Origin of the sequence: Sphingomonas sp. PAMC 26605 (assembly GCF_000241485.1) — a bacterium.
Lineage (GTDB): Bacteria > Pseudomonadota > Alphaproteobacteria > Sphingomonadales > Sphingomonadaceae > Sphingomonas.
The window spans coordinates 85,230-103,340 of sequence record NZ_JH584242.1; the positions used below are offsets into that span (position 1 = coordinate 85,230).

An 18,111-nucleotide genomic window follows, 5' to 3' on the forward strand; every position below is an offset into this window, starting at 1 on the left:
GAACCACCCATAGACCGTCTGCCACGCGCCAAAATGGATCGGCAGCATACGCCACCCACACCCCGACCGGACCAGATAGCGCACAGCGTTGATGACCTCGCGAAAATCGACCTCCCGCGGACGACCACGCCGGCCGGGAGCGGGCATGAGAGGCGCTATCTGCGCCCATTCCTCATCCGTCAAATCAGACGGATAGCGTTTGGTCTTCTTTGCGATCTGCGCCATCCGGCTGCGGCTCTTCTCGTTCCACATCCGCAGCTTGAATCATAAACCCACCTGCCGCGAAACCCCCACACACCGATTTTCCAAACAGACTCTAAGCCAGAAAAGCCCGCCCGATGCTTGCTGTCAGCCGTTTAACAATCGGTGCCGGCGCAACCTATTACTCATTGGGTGGAAAGCGGAATGGCCGGTTTGGAGCTTGTATCAGCAAAAGGCGACATTCGTTTATATGCTGAGATAAGGCTAAGTTCCGTACGCGAACATTATGCCGGCGCAACAGCGAGGATCGCCGCGGCTCTTCATCCAACTGTTGCCATCTGAAGACCCCGAGCAGACGCGAGCATTTGCTCATCTCTCCAGTTGCAGTAAGGGGCGTGCCAGCACTGTATGGAAGCGCCCTACGTCTTTGATTCATTGACTGCCATGGGATAATTTTCGCGTATCTTGCAAGACGCTTGGCTTATACACGTCGCGCGCTGCTCCTGAAATTGCGTGGTTTCAGCAAGCAGACCGCTCGTCTCTCGGAGAAACAGCGGCGAAACGATTGACGAGGGCGCCGCCGCTCTTGAACGCGATCGATTGACCGTAAAGGCGTCACGAGTAAAGACCTGCGCATGATTTTCCGTCGAAAAGCCGCCGCCGAGGCCACATCGATGCCTACCGCGCCTGTAACTGGCAAGGAGGTCGAGCTGGTCTCGCCCGAGGATGGGAAGCGACTTGCGGAGGCATGGAAGCGTGAGCCTCGCGAACTCGACATCCCGAACACGTTGCTCAGTTCGCAGCACATCACGGGGGTCGTCACGAGCACCGGTGCGATCGCGCCCTTCTTCATAAGCGACGCGCCAAAATCTCGCCTGAAGAAGGCAGCGTACGAAGGCCGGATCGGCTCGCGGGCGTTCATCTTTGAGGACAGTAACAGCCCCGTCCAGATATTCGACGCGACGACCGACGCCTATCTCAAGGTACCGAGGAATAGCATCGTGTTTGTGGAGAGCGATCTCGACTTCCGCGTTCCGGATTTCATCGCCTTGCGCTTCAATCTCCAAATCCAGCATGTTCATCGTGGCCTTCTTCTTGGAACGGGCCCGCTTGTCGATCCCGGCTTCTGGGGCAAACTGTGCATTCCGCTCCATAACCTCACTGACCAGGACTACGAGATTCCGCGCGACGAGGGTCTAATCTGGGTGGAGTTCACGAAGACGACGCTCTCTGCCGGCAGGACGGATCCCGCCCGAGCCCCGAGCGTGACCACCGATCCCAAGGGCGAAGGACACTGGGACATCACGGTGTTCCTCAACAAGGCTGCCTCTCAGTACCGAAGTAACAAGGTGCCGATACGGAGTTCGCTTCCGACTATGTTCGCGGAGGCCAATTCGGCTGCCGCCGCATCGGCGGCCGACGCGAAGTCCGTCGCGGAGGCAACTGAACGCCTTAAGACATTGAACACGATCGCTTTCGCGTCGGCGTTCATAGGCTTGGGTTCGCTGGGGCTCGCCTCGACCGTGTTCCTGTCTAACCTGTCCGCTCGCAACGAGGACCTAGCCGTGAAGATACGGGATCAAACGGAGGTGGTTCAGAAGGAGCTTGAGCAGCATCTCGGAGACGTAGACCTTAACCAAACAGCGCCGGTGGAGATCCGGACGGCCTTCCCGGCACTGAGGAAGCAGCTACTTACGCAGCGAAGCGAAATCGATGGGATGAAGCTCCAGATTAAGCAGATGCAGTTGGAGATGAAGCGGCAGGGCTTGGAACGTGGGACCGCGCACGCTTGGTAAAGAACCGGTATGGTTCGAAGGCTGCACAACGGAGCGCTAGACACTAATGCAGGACAGATACATCGGAGACGCGGGCGACTACGCTAAGTTTTCGCTACTAAATTCGCTGACGAGCGGTGGAGAAAGCCTCATTCCGCTGGGGGTGCTCTGGTACCGGTTCCCAGACGAAACTCATAACGGCGACGGAAGGCACATCTCGTACCTGGGCCAGCCGGAGATCGCGCTCAGAAGTCCTGAGGTTCATGCAATGCTGGCAGATCTGGTCGCCTCCGGGCGGAGAACGATAGCGGCTGCTCAGGGGCGTGGCATACTTCCGGCCAATACGTTGTTTTTCAGTGCCTTGGTCTTGAAAAAGGGCACCCCTGCAGAGCGAGCAAGCTATCGTGCGGCTTGGTTCAAGCGGGGCTTACGCAATCTGGCCGAAGCCGATCTAATCTTTTTCGATCCCGATAACGGTATTGAGACGCCAGCGCTCGACAGGCGTGGCCTGAAGGCCGGGAAGTACGTCTTCTGGAGTGAGATCGAGCAGGCGTGGGATGCTGGCAAGTCGCTCGTCATCTACAATCATTTGAACCGGTCTGCTCCCGCGTGGGAGCAGACCGCAAGATTAGCGACTCAATTCTCGACCAAGTTGGGCGGGACGAAAACGCTGATACCGCTGCTTTTCAGGCGCGGGTCGTGCAGGCACATATGGGTTGTCGCTCAGGAACGCCACTCGGCCCGACTTGAGGCGCGAGCGATGGAGTTCCTTAGCCGGGGCTGGGCTCTCGACACGGATATTCAGATCATTAAGACGTCAGGCGCGGACTAGGCGCCCACTCGCAGGGACGCGCGATCAATCAGACTTGCCGGTGATGTGCCAACGAGATCGATGCGCTGTCCGATCGCGCCCTCGACCCTCTGGACGTAGTCGAGAGCCTCTGCACCCGGCTGTTCGGACGCGTCGCCAGCCGCCACGTAGTCAAGGTGGTTCAACACGATCCGGCTCGGCCGGTTCACGGCTATCGCCTGCCGGACGATTTCAGGATCGAAGTCACCGACGCGACGCTCCTTTTTCGTCACGGTCGTGAACTCTCTGATGTCGTGGTCGATGCCCGCCCGACGTGCAATTTCGTCCCATGTGGTCTCGTGCGGAAGCGGTCCCGACTGACGTCCAGCCACCCGGATCGGATGGCAGCGGATCACGAGGATCACGTCATCGACGTCAAACGGGCTGAGGCCAGCTTCGGCGAGGAAACCGGCGGCGGTCGTGTCCCGACTGGTCGCCTTGGGCCAAGCCTCAGCGTGCAGCGACGAAAGGCCGAAGCCCTGAGTGCCTTCGATTACCAGTCGCCGATCACTCTTCAGAAGCTCGCGCGCGCGCGTCGTGGTGCTCCCGATGAACGAGGCGAGCTGCGGGACGTCCTCCGCGCGGACGGCGTCCGGCAGGGATCCGCCACCGCGGGCGACCCGGGAGAGCACGGCCGCTCCCGTGCCGGATAGCGTCGAGCCGATGGCTTCTCCGAGACCGTTCGCCGCTTCCCAACGCTTGTGATCGGCGGTGATGATATGCGCGAACGGGCTGATCATGAGGCGTGCGGGATCGTAGCCAAGAAGATCGATCTCCCGCAACAGTAGCTCGACGTCGATGTACGAGCCGGCTGGAAGAAGAATCTCGTGATCGCCATCGATACCGCCAGCGGGCAACTGCCGGAGCGCGATGTGTTCGCCCGCCTTCGATACCCCGATGTGCCCTGAGTTCGAGCCGCCGACCCGGATTATCGCCGCGACAGTCGGATCGGTGCGTGCAATGTGGAGCGAGGTCTTTCCTTTACCCTCCGATCCATATTGTCCACCGACCACCACTGATACTGGCATTACTAACGATCCTCCGATGAGAGTTGGACGCTTATAACGTGGTATCGGAAATGCTCCAACGTTAGAACGCCAAATCGTTTTTACCGCCGAATTTCCCCGACCAATCGGTCAAGCGACTAATCAAATGATTGCCGCCGCTCGAAGCCAGCGTTCCGGCTGTGACGTGGCGTTCGCGCCGCACCCCAACGACGGAGGAATGCGTCGTCAGCGCGGGCAGAGGCAGCGGATCTTTCGTTGAGACCTGGGTAGGTAGCTCCTCCGGATGTTGCGCAACAGCATACTTCCCGGGTCGCCGGTCGGTAGCAGGGTCAGCGATGGTGCACCCATCTTTTCCACTAAGAGTAGGCGGGCTAAGTTTCGCCGATGCAAGATTCGCCCAACGCCGTCCCCGACCGTGTCCCACTGCCGTCCTCTGTCCGCTCCTCGTACCTGCGTGCGCTGCTGCTCGCTGTGATCGGATTGGCGACGGGGCTTTTCGGCCTTCTCCTACTCGTCCTGCAGTTTATGATCTGGCTTGTGTCCGGTCGCATGCCGGGCATCTCGCTCGCCAATGTCATCGGCGTTTCTGCTCTTTCCTCGAATCCCGCTGGATGGCGCACGGTCCTCGCCTTCGCCCTCGCTCTTCCGTTGCCGATGACCGCTGTCGCTGCGGGACTGATTATGGTCGCAGTAGGTACGAGTATGGCGTTCGATCTCTTGCGGAAGGTCAACTAGCGCACGGTACACCCATTGGGCGCCGGTTCGGCCGTCCGGGCCAAAGGCTTCGGGAACGGGTTCGGCAGGCCGGCCGCAATTGCCGACGCCGTTGCGACGGCTTCCGCAGCTGCGACACGCCCGGACAGCTTGAGGCGTTCGGCTTGCGCTTCGGGTGTGTTTCCCTGGACGAGGCAGTAGTCGACGAGCATCGTTCGCGTCCAACTGGCGTCGCGGTTTGCGACGTCCCGCCTGAGTGCGGCCATCTCGCCGGAAAGAGTTCGCACGCGCTCCGCGGTCGTGTCTGCCAGCCCCACGGTGGCCTGAACCATCTGCATCGTGACCCAGATGAGCGTGACAAGCGCGATGCCTACGGCGAGGATGGTGCCGATTCCCCAGTTCTTGATGCGATTCGCGGAATCGGATGCCTTGTCCGCGTCCAGCCTTGATTGCTTCGCGTCGGCTTTTGCCTTCTCGGCAGTTCGCTGAGCACGCTCAACTGCGGACGGTATGGCGTTCGCGGGGAACGGATAGTTCCGCTTGCCACTCCGAAGGGCGTGCGGTTCGAGGGCACGTTCAAAATAGTCGGCCATGCCCTTATCCGACTTATCCTTTGGAAACGGAGCGAAATCCGCAGACGGACCGGGCGCTTCGTGATCGTTCTGTGCCCTAGCCGTCCATTCCGGTGTGAGGGAAGTTTTCGTGAACTCCGCCCAGATGAGTTCGTCATCCTCGGCAATGACGTAGGTGTTCGCCGTCATGTTGTGCAATGGGATCATCAGGTGCCCGCGAAAGCCGGGATCGACGAGCGGACCGGTTCCTAGCAAAAGCCCCTTGTGCACCAAATCTATGTGGAGGTTGAAGCGGACCGCCATGTAGTTCGGAAGCTGAAACAATTCCTTCGTTTGGACGTAGACGAGGGAATTCGGCGGCAGCTTGAACGCCTCACGTCCGGCAAGGGGACGGATGGGGAGTTCCCGGCGAGGCCGTTTGGGATCCCAGAAGGCGATCTCCGATCCGACCCGCATAGCGTACGACGCCGACTTCCTCCGCTTGCTCTGGTATGGAAACACCATCGCGGTCGCGATCATGTAGTCCTCGATGTGCGCGGAGTTGAGCAGCGCTGGCGGCACTCCCGGGAATGGATCGTGCTCCTTCGTGTGAAGATACCGCCTTTCCGCTTCCGGCAAGTCGGTCGCGCCGACAATCTCGAACTCGGGCTCGTCAGGCGGGTCTTTCGAAGCGGCTGGCGTCGGTGCGGGAGCGGGAGTCGCCGCGCTGATGGATGCCGGCTCGTCCTCTGGGAGAAGCGCCTGCACCAGCCCCTCTGCCAGGACGAGGATGGAACGGCGTACGGCTTTCAGCATCTTTCCTCCCGCGGATCGGCATCATGCTTGTGACAGGCCGGCGAAGTGCTCGCAAGAACACCAGACCGCGGGATTGGAGACGGCACTCGATCGCTGCCGCCCCTCGACCGCCCTCGCCATCTGCGCCACCGCGGGCTAGGAAGGCACCCCATGACTACGAACGTCCCCGAGGGTTTAAGGCAGCTGCCTTTCGAGGTGAAGTCGCGAGCCATCAAACTCACTCCAAGCGCCAAGGCGCTGCGAGCGCGGCTGCTCGACGCGGCGTATCGACCCGAAAGCGTCCTCTTCCTCGACATAGAGACGACGGGGCTGAGTCGCTTCTATCATTCGATAACCCTCGTCGGCACCATCCTGAACGGTGAGTACCGTAGCTGGCTTGCCGGCGACGAGGTGGATGAGCTGCACGACATAGCGGCACGAGCTAGAACCCTCGTGACATTCAACGGCTCCGCATTCGACCTACCTTTCCTGAAGACAGCTTTTCCGGATCTTCGCTTCCCGACCGACCACGTCGATCTTCGCTACGCCGTGCGTCACACCGGGCTCACTGGCGGCCAGAAGATCATAGAGCGCCAACTGGCGCTAACTCACAGGCGAGGCCTTGAGGATGTGGACGGCGCGGAGGCCGTGTTGCTGTGGCATCGCTATCTTCGCGGCGAAACTGAGTCCCTTCGCAGGCTGATCAGGTACAATCAGGCCGATGTCGAGGGAATGCGCCACATCGCGGATCACGTTCGCGACTATTTCGAGCAGATCGATCCGAGCATGTTCACCGTTCCTTTCGTCGGCCGTCCCGCGAACCCGCTCGGGTGGGCCTGTCCCGATGCAACGCTCCCGGTTCCGCAGCAACGGGGTACGCCGCGCTTCAGCTTCGAGAACCTGTTCGGAGAGACGAGAGCGGCCAACGCCGTTGTCACGGGAATTGACCTGACGGGATCAGAAACGCGCCCGACGGGTTACGCGACGGCTCGGGGATGCGACGTCGCGACGCAGCGTATTAACACGGACGACGACATAGTGGCCGCGGTCCTTCGGGACCGTCCCGAACTTGTTTCGATCGACTCACCGCTTTGCCTTCCACGCGGACGTGTCAGCGTGTTCGACGATGATCCTGGCCGAGACAGGTTCGGAATTCTGCGGCAGTGCGAACGCACTCTGAAGCGGCGCGGAATCAACGTCTATCCCTGTCTTCTTCCTTCGATGCAGCGGCTCACAGCCCGGGGCATTGGTCTTGCCGCCCGCCTTCGCGCGCTGGGCTATCCGGTCATCGAGAGCTATCCGGGAGCCGCTCAGGACATCGTGGGCATCCCACGGAAGGGCGCGGGGGTGGAGTTCCTCGCCCAGGGTCTGAGTCAATTCGGATATCGCGGCGACTTCGAACGTAAGATGCCTTCGCATGACGAGCTCGACGCCATCACATGCACACTGGTCGGGAGCTTCTTCCTCGCAGGGCTTTCGGAGGCGCTTGGCGACGAACACGAGGCGCCGCTCATCGTACCGTCGCTTTCCGAAGCTCCGGGTAGGACCATCATTGGGATCAGCGGCCGCATCGCTGCTGGCAAAACCACGCTTGCCAGGATGCTACGGGAACGCGGCTTCGCCTATGCTCGCTATAGCGAGGTGGTGGACGACGTTATCCTGGCGAAGGGCGAAACCCCGGACCGCAGTTCGCGACAGGTGGAAGGATGGCGGCTCCATAGGGAGGAAGGACAGCGATGGATGGGCGAGCGTCTGCTGGAGCGGATTGGCGATCGGAGGCGGTGCGTAATCGACGGCCTGCGTTTTCCGGACGACCATGCGTTTCTAGCTGAGCGGGCGGGCGGCAACTTCATCCACGTGCATGTCGATGCCTCGGACGAACAGCGCCGCACCCGCTATCTTGAAGGGGAGCTGACGGCGCAGGAATTCTCGCGCATCGACAACGAGCCCGTCGAGGGTGGCATCGTGCCGCTACGGTCATTAGCGATGATGTCGGTGAGGAACGACGGCACTATGCACGATCTCGCGGGTGTGGCGGACGAGATCGTGGCAAATGCGGTAGAGCGCAAACGTCCGGGTTGATCCCGGTAACGGAGAAGATTGCTCATTCTTTGAACCGCCGTTGGTCGGCACTACACCCATTGCCTGCGTCCTTTGGACAACTTTGCATCCTCGGCAAATAGCCGCCTTGCGATGGCAACGGCGAGGTACGCCGCCTGGAGGCTAGGTTTCGATCGCTGAGGAAGTGCCGCCGGTCCAGGCGGGCAGCCAGAGGTGCCATATTGCGATCGGGCCAGGCGCATCGGCTGGCGCTGCCCGGTTCAAGTAACGAAAAGCGCGGGCGTGCCGCGTTGCCGCCAGGTCAAGCACAGCATGGCCACTCTCAACCGGCCAGTCGCTCACCGCAAAGGGGTCCGGTTTTGCAATTCGGCCGGCAGCAAGAAACGGCAACAAGCAGGACTCGATTGTGGACTGATCGCGGACATAGGCGAGCATAAAGCCGTCCCGGCCCGACCAGCCATATTCGCCGGTCAGGAAGCGGCGTAGGCCGTTGTTGCAATAGAGAGTGCCGGACTTGCCGCCTGGCGCATCGATGAGCTTGCATTCGACGACCAGGGGAAAGGCCGGAGACCGGCCCGACAGAAAGATAGAAAGATCTGGGCGCTTTTCGAGATGTGCCCCATTGAAACTCACCGTCTCCTTGCCGCGCGCGACAGAGCGGACCAATTGCTCCCACAACGGTTGCTCGTCGAGCAGGCGGCTCAGGCGGGCTTCCAGCAGCGCGTTAATCTCGGCTTCGGATCCCGTCGCCAGCGTGCTCGCCCGATTGAGGGCAAGGTCGCCCCATGCGAGCGCGATCATGTCCGCGATCAGAGCTAAATGCTCCTCATGGAGCGCAGCCAATGGCAGCTCAATCCCACGCGTGAGCTCGTCAATCTGTTCGGGACGCGGGGCGGAGGAGCGGATGGTCACGCGCTCGCCCGCCCCTTCAGCACATCCATATGCTCCCAAGCCACGCGTTGCGCGACCAGTCGAGCCTGGCTTTCCGACCAGTAGCGCGCTTGGTCAAGCCGCCCGAGCCACAGGCAATCACGCGCTTCCTCGAATATGACCTCGGTCGCTGCGAAATGGTCTGCGAGAGGCAGGAATTTGGCCCAGTCGATATGCTGGACCGCTTGCCGTTTCGGCTTCGCGACGCTGGATGTGATGCGGATGCCCCGCCAAGGCGATGCGTCCATCTTGGAAGCCGGAAGCGCTTCGATGTACCGGCCTAGCCTTTGTCCCCAAAGCGACAATTCGGCCCCCAACACTTTGCAGAATTGCTTAACAGCCTCATTTCCAGCCGGAGCTTGGGCGAGACGACGGTTTTCGGCAAAAGGCAGGTTGAACTGCAGCGTATCCGTCAGGACCTGCAGGTCGCGCTCGCGCAGATGATAGATGCTGGCGCACCAACGATCGACCTCGTTCCATGCATCCGGGGCGCCGTCCTGGACCAGTTGGAAGAGTCGAAGCACCTCGCACCGATCGTCGCAGGAGAGGGATTCCACCGTTGGGATGAACAGTCGGTCGATCGTCGCCTTCTCGACCGTATCGCGCTCGAAGCCGAACTCGCCGCTGGTGATCAGCACCTGCCACAGAGCGATCTTGCTGCCGATGACAAGGCTCAGGTAACGGACGAGCAATCCGTTGTCGTGCGCTCGCGAGCTATACCCATACAGGCTGGTATTGAAGACGGCGCCGCGCTGCGCGATAGCCGTCCTGATCCGCCCGAGAGATGCCGGCGGCGCTTTCTGGACGACGACGAGCGGACCGTCGAACAATGTCTCAGCCCGCCGGTCATGGATGCGAGCCTCATTGAAGAAGGGAAGCGCCTCCTCGTCGACCAGAATATTGGTCATCGACGCTAAAGTGACTTCCCGACGGCCATGTAGATAGTCAGCCGGAACGCCGGGCAGGCCATCTCCATGCGTTCTGATACGGCTGCTGTTCCTCAGCTTTTGGTACCCGTTTCCGGTGAAACGGGCCCGCCCAGCCTCGACCCCAAAGAGGCGGCGCCAATATTCGCCAAGGCGCTCAGGTACATGAGCCCTCAGTCGTTCATAGACCTGAACGTCGGCCCGCGTTCCCTTAAAAAGAAGTTTGAAGATCTCCGGCGTCTCGAGGATCTCCTTCGTCGTGATCAGTTCGGCATTGGTAGCATCGATCCGCATGCCGCCGGACTGGTTGAGCGCCCCTTCCAACCGGGGGCTGACGAGGCGGCATCCTGCGCCCTGTGGAGGCGCTTGATTGCAGGCGTAAAGAATGCAGAAGGGTGCCGCGATTTCCGGCCACACCCGGGTCTGGCGCAGCTCGACACCATTAATCACACCCGTAACGTCGAGCGCCGCAAACAACGCCCGTCGTGCCGATTGCATGCCATCGCCCTGCTGGAACAGCAGCCGAGCATGAAGTGCGAAGGCGATCTGGCCAAGCGGCTTCGCCCATTCCATCGCGCGCCACACAAAAGGTAGGTCGAGCACCTCGTTCGGAATCGGCGGAGGCGGATAGTCCGCTGGCAAACGCTCGGCTGCGATACGATGGATGATCGCCTGCACCCCAAGCCATCCGGGTAGGCGGGTGCTGGTCGCCCAGGGCGGGTTGCCGACGACAAGATCATATTGGCCAACATGTTCATCGCCTACCGCCGGCCCGAGGCTTCCCAGCGACCTCCCCTGTCCGTCGCCGCTCATCTTGAGGAGAACGCGCCCACGAAGATTTTCGAATTTGAGTTTCCTCACGGGTTCGGGATGCGCGTCGAGCTCGATCGACATGAGATAGAGACCGAGTGCTGCGAACCGGAGGGCTGCCTCGTTGATGTCGAAGCCAGTGACCTGGTCGTAGAGGATGCGGCGCAGCTCATGCGTGTCCGGGCGCCGGCCGGACGCGCGCCAATTCTCCGCCACCAGCTGGCGGAAGGCCGTAATCAGGAAGACGCCGGCACCCGCGGCGGGGTCAAGAATGCGGGCTGCATAGGCAGGAGTCGTGCGGGCGACCGCGTTCAGCCCGCCGCGGACCATCAGGTCCGCAATCGGGCGTGGCGTGTAGAAGCCGCCTTCACGCCGCTGCCGGTCTGGAGCGTGCCGGTGGAGATAATGCTCATAGGCCTGGCTGAGCACTCCCACCGGGATGTGAGCAAAATCCAGACTGTCCCAGCTCTCTTCCCAGCCGAAAAGTAACTGGCCTCCGGGCGCACGGCGCAGAATGTCGCCGAGCACCTTGAAGGCTTCTTGCGGCAACCGATCCCAAATTCCTAAGGAGGTAGGCAGGAAATCGCCGTTGAAGGTGGCATCGAGCCAGTCGGACGTCTTCGCTGCGCTCGCCGCATCGTCGAACAGTCCGGCTGCCGTGAGGATGTCGACCCCGAGCGATTCTAGCAGGTGACGATCGCCCAGGAAACGCGTGAAAAGGGCGCGTCCCACCAGTGAGATCGCATCGTCATCATCAACGCCGCACACCGTCTTGAGCGTGTCGATCGAGCCGCCGAGAAGCTTCAGGACGACCTGGGATATCCATTGCCGGTTGCCTGCCGGCAGGCCCGGCCGGGCATTGGCCAGATGCGCCAGCGTCGCGATCTCCTGCCCCGTCGCGACACCGACATCTACGCGCGCCTCAGCCGGCCGGCAATCGTCGAGGCCGATATGATAAATGTCGAGACGTCCGGCACCGACGACCCCCAGATACGGCGCGTCGCCGCGCATCGCCAGCACACGACGGATCCGACGGAGGCGAGCATCATCCCCGCCTAGCCGGTCGGCCGCCACGAGAAAGACGAGCGGGGCACCTTGCCATTCATAGATGCCGCCAACCGCCAGGAGATCCGCGTCGCCGCCGTTGCGGGCAGACAGCAACGTCGCATAGGGGAGAAGCGCAGGACCATCTATATCGAGCAGGCGCAAAGCCGCTTCGTCCGCCCCAAATTGCCGAAGCGCCTCAACGAAATCGATCTTCACGACTTCGGTCACAGTCCGTCCGCCACGGCAGTCTGCAGCGTAAGGCTATGGGGAGCGCCACCCCGCTGCTGCGCGAGATTAGGCGCGCCGGGGGGTGAAAACTCCAAACGGGTCTGGTTCATCTTCCGGCCTTGAGGATTTGCGGCGGAAAAGGAAGCGCGCTTTGCGCCGAACTGGGCGTCGAGGGCATCATGCGCGCTCCGATCCGACTAACGATGGGATTGCAGGGTACGACCAGCGTGGGCTCGCTGATCTGCCGCGTCGAGAAATCGTCAATCGTCAGGAGATCAGCGGATGCCGAACCAATAAGCGCAATAAAACCTTCCAGATGCGCGGGGCGCGCGTCGGCGAGTTCGCGAAACAGCTTGTCCACGCTGATCCCGATGTCGCTGATCCGCGCTCCGAAGCGGTGGGTCAGCTCGCTAGTAATCGCGAGGCCCACCAAGTCAGCAAAGGTGAAACGCGCGGCCTTGCCAGGCTTGTCAGCCAGATAAGGTACCGCCTTACGCCAGGCGCGCACGTCGCCCGGCGACACTTCCGCGATTTCGCGCGCCTGCTCCTGAGTAAACTGAATTGTCGTCAACGCCATTTTTTCTTGTCGCTGACAACAGAAAAAAACGCAAGCATGGACAGGAAGATGCGGGAAGCGTTTCTCGTCCTCCTGCTCGTTGCGGTCCGTGCAGCTCGACCGTCCGCTCCTGGCGAAAGCCGTCGTTGACGATCGCTTTGGGAACGGCAGCGAAGTCGCACCCTTTCGCCATTCCGCTCGACGATTGGGCTAGCCGCTCAACGCACATCCGTCACATTAACGGATGTCCGCTTCTGGGGTGGGGCGATGGGCTCGCGAGTGTCGTCTATTGGGTCAGCCTCGCCGCGCTGCTGGGGGCGGCTCTCGACCAACTCACGTCGTTCGTGAAGTAAGTTGCGGATGGCCGCTTCGGACGGAACCCGTCATTCGACGAGGCCAAAACGATCGGCGATCACCCATCCTTGCGACCGAGCGCGTCCGGTAACCGGTCTTGAACACCGTCGTTCCTGAGGTCACTCGGCACCAGCATCAAGCCGACTGGCGAGGGGCCATTGGCAACGGGCAGCTATCGAGCACCTCGGTGCGGATAGCTGACGTACATGGGCCCTTCCTGCACATTGTTATCCAAACCGGTTGATGAACATTGGCGCGCGGCAAAGGACGATTCTCCCGGCCCATATGCCGATGTTCGGAAAACGGCCGTTTTCTGGACAGAGGCTGAGCCGTCAGCAATGATGACGCGCTGTGCCCTATCCCTCGATCGCCATGATGATTTCATATAGTCGCTTCGCGGAAGCGGTGCGCTCGCTCAACGCAAATCCTAGCAGAAACGTGGTGCCGGGCGTGCTTGCTTCCCCGTCGTCTGCACGTCGCATCGCCCAATTACCGAACTGGCGGGAAACTACAGCGCGATCAAGAACCACCTCGATATCAACGTGTCTCGGATCAGCCCGAATGCGGTCCATCGTGGCACCAACTTCGTCATGACCGCCTTCGAGAACCTGTGCGAAATTTGCACCGTTTGACCACAGCATGCCGGTAATGCCAGCCTTGGTGTTCGAAGCGATCGACTCAGTCACGATGGCGTCAAGCTCGGCAAGGTCGGTCCCGGTTAGCGATATGCTGGTGTAGATTATTCGACGCATTGGTAGGAAACGAGCCTATGGCCTTTTAGAAGCCAAGCCCCGCTTATTTTCGAAAAAAGCATCATAGCCGATGGTGGCTTGGCATGCACGTTGAGGAGCCGGACGTTTCCTGCACAACGCTGCCGCCAGCGAATTCTCAAAAGGACCGTTACGGGAAAGCTGTCGCCCAACGCGGTTGGATGCACGACCCCAGTCAGGCTATTGCCTGACCAACTTGGTGCTGGTAAGTACCGGTCGTCGCGAAAAGCGGCTGCCGTCACCATCGTGCATGGGTCTGGTAGCCAAGCACACGTCGGTCATCCTTCTCAGATGATCCGGCCAGCGTCTCCATAATCCTGGCCGACAGCCTTGCCGTTGTCGGCTTTACTCGCGGGTATGTGATCCCACGACTGTTGGAGCGTGAAGATGAAGGCTATCGAGTTCAACGGATATGGTGGTCCGGACGTACTCAACCTGGTCGAGGTCGAGCCACCACATCCTGAACCGGCAGAGGTGCGGATCAAAGTTCATGCCGCCGGCGTGAACCCGTCGGACTGGAAGCGACGGGAGGGGCAGTACCGCGCCTTCGAGGACGGCCAGTTTCCCACCGGGATCGGGGTGGAAGGCTCCGGGGTCGTGACCGAAATCGGCGCCGGCGTCACCGATGTCGCGGTCGGCGACGCGGTGTTCGGCTTCGGCAACGCCGTCATGGCCGAGGAGGCGATCCTGACGCATTGGGCGCGAAAGCCGGACGGCGTCTCCTTCGAGGTCGCGGCCGGCCTTCCCGTCATCTCAGACACCGCAACGCGGGCGCTCGATCAGGTCGGCGTCGAGCAGGGTCAGACCCTGCTGGTGAGCGGCGCAGCGGGCGGCGTCGGCACGGCCATCCTTCAGCTCGCGGGGCTGCGCGGCATTACCGTGATCGGCACCGCCAGCGCGGGCAAGCACGATTACGTGGCCGGCCTCGGCGCGATCCCCACCACCTATGGTGAAGGCCTCGCCGAGCGCGTTCGCTCGCTGTCCCCCTCCGGGGTAGACGCCGCAATCGACGTTGCCGGCTCGGGGATCATCCCCGAGTTGATCGCCATTGTCGGCGACGCCTCTCACGTCCTGTCGGTCGCCGACTTCTCGGCCGAGCAATATGGCGCGAAGTTCTCACATGGACCGCCCGTCGATCCTGCGCGCCTGTTCGCCACGATGGCGCAGCTCTGCGAAAGCGGCACGTTCACGCTGCGCATCGAAAAGACTTTTCCCCTCGACGAGGCAAAGCAGGCGCAGGAAGCCAGCCAATCCGGTAGCGTGACGGGCAAGCTTGTTGTTCGTGTCGACTGACCCGCGCGGAACGCGACGCTCGCTCACCGTCATCTATGCCACGGTCGCGCTCGACGCGGCGGGGATCGGGATCGTCTTCCCGATCCTTCCCCAGCTAATCCGGGATGTCACGCACACGGCCGATGTCGCCCCCTACATCGGGTGGCTTGCCTCGCTCTACGCGGCGATGCAGTTCGTGTTCGCGCCCGTCCTCGGAATGCTGAGCGACCGGCTCGGGCGTCGGCCGATCCTGCTCGTTTCGCTGATGGGAGCTGCAGCCAGCTACGTCTTGATGGCGCTCGCACCCCAGCTCTGGATGCTGATACTCGGGCGCGCCGTGGCCGGGCTGACGAGCGCCAACATTTCCGTCGCCACGGCCTATGTCACGGATGTCACCCCTGAAGAGCTGCGAGCCCGCCGGTTCGGCATGCTGAGCGCGATGTTCGGGGCCGGCTTCATCGTCGGCCCGGTCCTGGGCGGCGTGCTCGGCGAGCAATGGGTGCGGCTGCCGTTCATCGCCGCGGCCGCGCTCAACGCCGGCAACCTGCTGCTCGCGCTTGTCGCCTTGCCCGAATCCCACGGTGGATCGACCGACCGCTTCGATCCGGTTACCCTTAACCCCCTGGCACCGATGCGCTGGCTGTTCTCGAAGCCGCGTCTGCTGCCGCTCGTCCTAGTCTATTTCACGTTGAGCGGAGCGGGTGAGGCTTATGGCGTTTGCTGGGCCTTATGGGGCTATGACGCCTTCCGCTGGAACGGCTTCTGGGTTGGTCTGTCGCTCGGCGCATTCGGCATCTGGCAGACGCTGGTTCAAGCCTTCCTTCCCGGGGCGGCGGCGAAGCTGCTTGGGGAGCGCAAGGCGGTGTTGGCGGGGATTGCCTGCTCTTGTGTCGCGCTGGCCGGCATGGCGTTCGCCTCTCGCGGTTGGATGGTGTTCGCCGTCATGCCGTTGTTCGCGCTCGGTAGCATCGGAACGCCCGCCTTGCAGGCTCTGGCAACCAAGGCGGTGGACGCCGCCCGCCAGGGCCAGTTGCAGGGCCTGCTCGCCTCAACGGTAAGTCTGGCATCGATCGTCGCACCGCTCGGCTTCACCGCCTTCTACTTCGCCGTGCAGCAGCACTGGCCGGGCGCGGTCTGGCTGGCGGTGGTTGCGGTCAACCTAGCGGCGGTGCCGTTCGTGCTGCTGGGCACGAGACGGGAGTATGTCGGGCCGGCGGAGGAACGACAGCCTAGATCATAGAGATTCACATCTTCCCAATCAGGAACGGCGATCGAGACGCTCGGGGCGTTCCCGGAAACGATGGTGAAACGGGATTGTGGCGTCTTTTGTCTGACGCCCGCCGCAGCTTAACGCGCGACACCATTGCCAGAAGGATCGGGGGAGCTATTGTCCCGTTTGATGAGCGCGGAAATGCGAGCGGGACTGCCGATCATTGGCTTCGATAGCGCGGCAGCGTTTGATGCTCGGCTGGCTGCGGAGCTGAGAACATCAAAGGGGCTGTGGCTGAAACTCGCCAAGAAAGGTGCCGGAACCCCCAGCCTCTTGAGGGCGGAAGCGATCGACGCGGCGCTTTGCCACGGCTGGATCGACGGACAGCTTGACAGGTATGACGAAGCGAGCTGGCTCGTCCGGTTCACGCCCCGCAAGCGCGCAAGCAAATGATCTGAGGTTAACCGGGCGCGCGCCACGGAGTTAATCGCGGAGGGCCGGATACACCCAGCAGGCTTGGCCGAAGTAGAGGCCGCCAAGGCTGATGGCCGATGGGAGGCGGCCTATGCTCCCGCGAGCACGGCTGAAGTGCCGTCCGACCTACAAGCCGCGCTGGACGCCTCGCCTCAAGCCGCAGCATTCTTTGTCACCCTCAAGGGGGCGAATCGCTATGCGATCCTCTACCGGATCGGCACGGCGAAGAAGCTGGAGACGCGCGCCAGGCGGATCGCCGACTTTGTTGCGATGCTTGAACGCGGCGAGACAATCCACGGTTAGCGTCCCGGAGGCGGGGCTTTCTCGATCGGCATCGAGTTTCGGGAATGGCCGGATCTGGTGGTGGGTTCAACGGGTGGTCGCAACACTTCATTCTTTGAGGAGAAGGAGTGTGGGGATGAAGCAGCGTCAGCGGATTTATTACTCGGCGGCACAGCGATCCGAGATTTGGGACCGGTGGCAGCGCGGGGAGTCGATGAGTTCGATCGGCCGGCGGTTTGACCGGCAGTCGTCGTCGATTTTCTCGGTGCTGTCGCCGTCGGGCGGCATTCGTCCGGCGGAGCGCAGGCGGTCGGGCCGATCCCTCAGCCTGAGCGAGCGCGAGGAGATATCGAGAGGTCTTGTCGCCGGCCGCTCGCTCAGATCGATCGCAGCCCAGCTTGGTCGGGCGCCTTCGACGATCAGCCGCGAGGTCGGCCGGGGTGGCGGTCGAGATCGGTATCGCGGGACCGTCTCGGATCAGGCAACGTGGGATCGCGCGCTGCGCCCCAAGCCGTGCAAGCTGGCTTGCCATCCGGGCTTACGCCGAACAGTATCGCGCAAGCTGCGCCGCAGCTGGTCGCCCGAGCAGATCGCTGGCTGGCTCAAGCGCAGCTTTCCGGACGAAGAGCAGCACCGCGTGTCACACGAGACGATCTACAAAAGCCTGTTCATCCAGGCGCGTGGCGTCCTGAAGAAGGAGCTGCTCGAGCATCTCCGGCCGAAGCGCACGATCCGCCGCTCGCGCCACGCCAGCCTGAAGCGTGACGGGCTTGGCCAGATCAAGGATGCGATATCGATCAGCGAACGGCCGGCGTCAGTCGAGGACCGCGCCGTGCCCGGACATTGGGAGGGCGATCTCATCTCGGGCGCGCGAAACAGCCATATCGTGACGCTGGTCGAACGCCAGTCACGCTATGTGATTCTGGCCAAGGTGGCGAACAAGGAGACCGCCAGCGTCGTCTCGGCCCTGATCAAGCAGGCGCGCAAACTGCCTCGCGAGCTCTATCAGTCGCTGACCTGGGATCGCGGCAAGGAACTCGCCGATCATAAGCGCTTCACCCTGGCGACCGAGGTCGACGTCTATTTTTGCGATCCGCAAAGCCCGTGGCAGCGCGGTACCAACGAAAATACCAATCGCCTGCTGCGCCAATATCTGCCCAAGGGAACGGATCTGTCGCTCCACAGCCAGGCCAAACTCAGCGCCATCGCTCGCCAGCTCAACGAGCGCCCCAGAAAGACCTTGATGTATCAGACACCGGCTGAAATGTTCGCCGAGCGTGTTGCAGCGACCCGTTGAA

At 61.9% G+C, this 18,111-nt stretch carries 16 protein-coding genes; 9 read left to right on the forward strand and 7 right to left on the reverse strand.

Annotated features, from left to right (window positions below; all coding sequences use genetic code 11):
- Positions 1-252, reverse strand: a 252-nt coding sequence (locus tag RH90_RS18650; RefSeq protein WP_037493742.1) for a transposase, incomplete at its 3' end; no start/stop codon positions are given.
- A gap of 584 nt (positions 253-836) precedes the next feature.
- On the opposite strand from RH90_RS18650, the gene RH90_RS18655 reads away from it, so the two are divergent.
- Positions 837-1,997, forward strand: coding sequence for a hypothetical protein (locus tag RH90_RS18655; RefSeq protein WP_010187971.1), 1,161 nt, complete (start codon positions 837-839; stop codon positions 1,995-1,997).
- A 46-nt stretch (positions 1,998-2,043) separates the two neighbouring features.
- Positions 2,044-2,808 carry a hypothetical protein gene (locus RH90_RS18660; protein ID WP_010187972.1) on the forward strand — a complete coding sequence of 255 codons (765 nt, stop codon included), beginning with the start codon at positions 2,044-2,046 and terminating at the stop codon, positions 2,806-2,808.
- Here RH90_RS18660 and RH90_RS18665 read toward each other — a convergent pair.
- Positions 2,805-3,854 (reverse strand): adenylosuccinate synthetase, encoded by a 1,050-nt coding sequence (locus tag RH90_RS18665; RefSeq protein WP_010187977.1) that lies wholly within the window; start codon positions 3,852-3,854, stop codon positions 2,805-2,807. The genes RH90_RS18660 and RH90_RS18665 overlap by 4 nt on opposite strands.
- 363 nt (positions 3,855-4,217) lie before the next feature.
- Between RH90_RS18665 and RH90_RS18670 the strand changes: the two genes are divergently transcribed.
- Positions 4,218-4,568: a hypothetical protein gene (locus tag RH90_RS18670; protein WP_010187986.1), complete on the forward strand. Its 351-nt coding sequence runs from the start codon at positions 4,218-4,220 to the stop codon at positions 4,566-4,568.
- Here the strand turns inward: RH90_RS18670 and RH90_RS18675 are convergent.
- Positions 4,565-5,914, reverse strand: a complete 1,350-nt coding sequence (locus tag RH90_RS18675; RefSeq protein ID WP_010187988.1) for a dCTP deaminase domain-containing protein — start codon at positions 5,912-5,914, stop codon at positions 4,565-4,567. The genes RH90_RS18670 and RH90_RS18675 overlap by 4 nt on opposite strands.
- 150 nt (positions 5,915-6,064) lie before the next feature.
- Here RH90_RS18675 and RH90_RS22210 point away from each other — a divergent pair, with 150 nt between their 5' ends.
- On the forward strand, positions 6,065-7,975 hold the full coding sequence (locus RH90_RS22210; RefSeq protein WP_010187990.1) for a ribonuclease H-like domain-containing protein: 1,911 nt from the start codon (positions 6,065-6,067) through the stop codon (positions 7,973-7,975).
- A 141-nt stretch (positions 7,976-8,116) separates the two neighbouring features.
- Here the strand turns inward: RH90_RS22210 and RH90_RS18690 are convergent, their stop codons facing one another.
- The 4 genes from RH90_RS18690 to RH90_RS18710 all read right to left on the reverse strand — a co-directional run bounded on the left by RH90_RS18690 (position 8,117) and on the right by RH90_RS18710 (position 13,557).
- Complete coding sequence (locus RH90_RS18690) at positions 8,117-8,866, reverse strand: hypothetical protein (RefSeq protein ID WP_010187992.1); 750 nt, start codon at positions 8,864-8,866, stop codon at positions 8,117-8,119.
- Positions 8,863-11,895 (reverse strand): HsdM family class I SAM-dependent methyltransferase, encoded by a 3,033-nt coding sequence (locus tag RH90_RS18695; RefSeq protein WP_010187994.1) that lies wholly within the window; start codon positions 11,893-11,895, stop codon positions 8,863-8,865. Before RH90_RS18695 ends, RH90_RS18690 begins: the two co-directional genes overlap by 4 nt.
- Positions 11,896-12,001: 106 nt before the next feature.
- Positions 12,002-12,472: a hypothetical protein gene (locus tag RH90_RS18700; protein WP_010187996.1), complete on the reverse strand. Its 471-nt coding sequence runs from the start codon at positions 12,470-12,472 to the stop codon at positions 12,002-12,004.
- Positions 12,473-13,161: 689 nt separating this feature from the next.
- A complete protein-coding gene (locus RH90_RS18710; RefSeq protein WP_010188000.1) occupies positions 13,162-13,557 on the reverse strand; it encodes a BLUF domain-containing protein in 396 nt (131 codons plus the stop codon).
- A 405-nt stretch (positions 13,558-13,962) separates the two neighbouring features.
- Between RH90_RS18710 and RH90_RS18715 the strand changes: the two genes are divergently transcribed.
- The 5 genes from RH90_RS18715 to RH90_RS18730 all read left to right on the forward strand — a co-directional run bounded on the left by RH90_RS18715 (position 13,963) and on the right by RH90_RS18730 (position 18,110).
- Complete coding sequence (locus RH90_RS18715; protein WP_010188001.1) at positions 13,963-14,868, forward strand: NADP-dependent oxidoreductase; 906 nt, start codon at positions 13,963-13,965, stop codon at positions 14,866-14,868.
- Positions 14,858-16,087, forward strand: coding sequence for a TCR/Tet family MFS transporter (locus tag RH90_RS18720; protein ID WP_010188002.1), 1,230 nt, complete (start codon positions 14,858-14,860; stop codon positions 16,085-16,087). Before RH90_RS18715 ends, RH90_RS18720 begins: the two co-directional genes overlap by 11 nt.
- A gap of 147 nt (positions 16,088-16,234) precedes the next feature.
- Positions 16,235-16,510: a YdeI/OmpD-associated family protein gene (locus RH90_RS24015; RefSeq protein ID WP_198283468.1), complete on the forward strand. Its 276-nt coding sequence runs from the start codon at positions 16,235-16,237 to the stop codon at positions 16,508-16,510.
- Between the two features lie 63 nt (positions 16,511-16,573).
- On the forward strand, positions 16,574-16,834 hold the full coding sequence (locus RH90_RS24020; protein ID WP_010188011.1) for a YdeI/OmpD-associated family protein: 261 nt from the start codon (positions 16,574-16,576) through the stop codon (positions 16,832-16,834).
- Between the two features lie 115 nt (positions 16,835-16,949).
- On the forward strand, positions 16,950-18,110 hold the full coding sequence (locus RH90_RS18730) for an IS30 family transposase (protein WP_010188013.1): 1,161 nt from the start codon (positions 16,950-16,952) through the stop codon (positions 18,108-18,110).
- Position 18,111 lies beyond the last annotated feature (1 nt).

Coding starts and splice junctions, on each gene's coding strand:
- RH90_RS18665 (WP_010187977.1), bottom strand. CDS start 3,854: ATGCCAGTATCAGTGGTGGTCGGTGGACAATATGGATCGGAGGGTAAA.
- RH90_RS18670 (WP_010187986.1), top strand. CDS start 4,218: ATGCAAGATTCGCCCAACGCCGTCCCCGACCGTGTCCCACTGCCGTCC.
- RH90_RS18675 (WP_010187988.1), bottom strand. CDS start 5,914: ATGCTGAAAGCCGTACGCCGTTCCATCCTCGTCCTGGCAGAGGGGCTG.
- RH90_RS18660 (WP_010187972.1), top strand. CDS start 2,044: ATGCAGGACAGATACATCGGAGACGCGGGCGACTACGCTAAGTTTTCG.
- RH90_RS18655 (WP_010187971.1), top strand. CDS start 837: ATGATTTTCCGTCGAAAAGCCGCCGCCGAGGCCACATCGATGCCTACC.
- RH90_RS18730 (WP_010188013.1), top strand. CDS start 16,950: ATGAAGCAGCGTCAGCGGATTTATTACTCGGCGGCACAGCGATCCGAG.
- RH90_RS18700 (WP_010187996.1), bottom strand. CDS start 12,472: ATGGCGTTGACGACAATTCAGTTTACTCAGGAGCAGGCGCGCGAAATC.
- RH90_RS18715 (WP_010188001.1), top strand. CDS start 13,963: ATGAAGGCTATCGAGTTCAACGGATATGGTGGTCCGGACGTACTCAAC.
- RH90_RS22210 (WP_010187990.1), top strand. CDS start 6,065: ATGACTACGAACGTCCCCGAGGGTTTAAGGCAGCTGCCTTTCGAGGTG.
- RH90_RS18710 (WP_010188000.1), bottom strand. CDS start 13,557: ATGCGTCGAATAATCTACACCAGCATATCGCTAACCGGGACCGACCTT.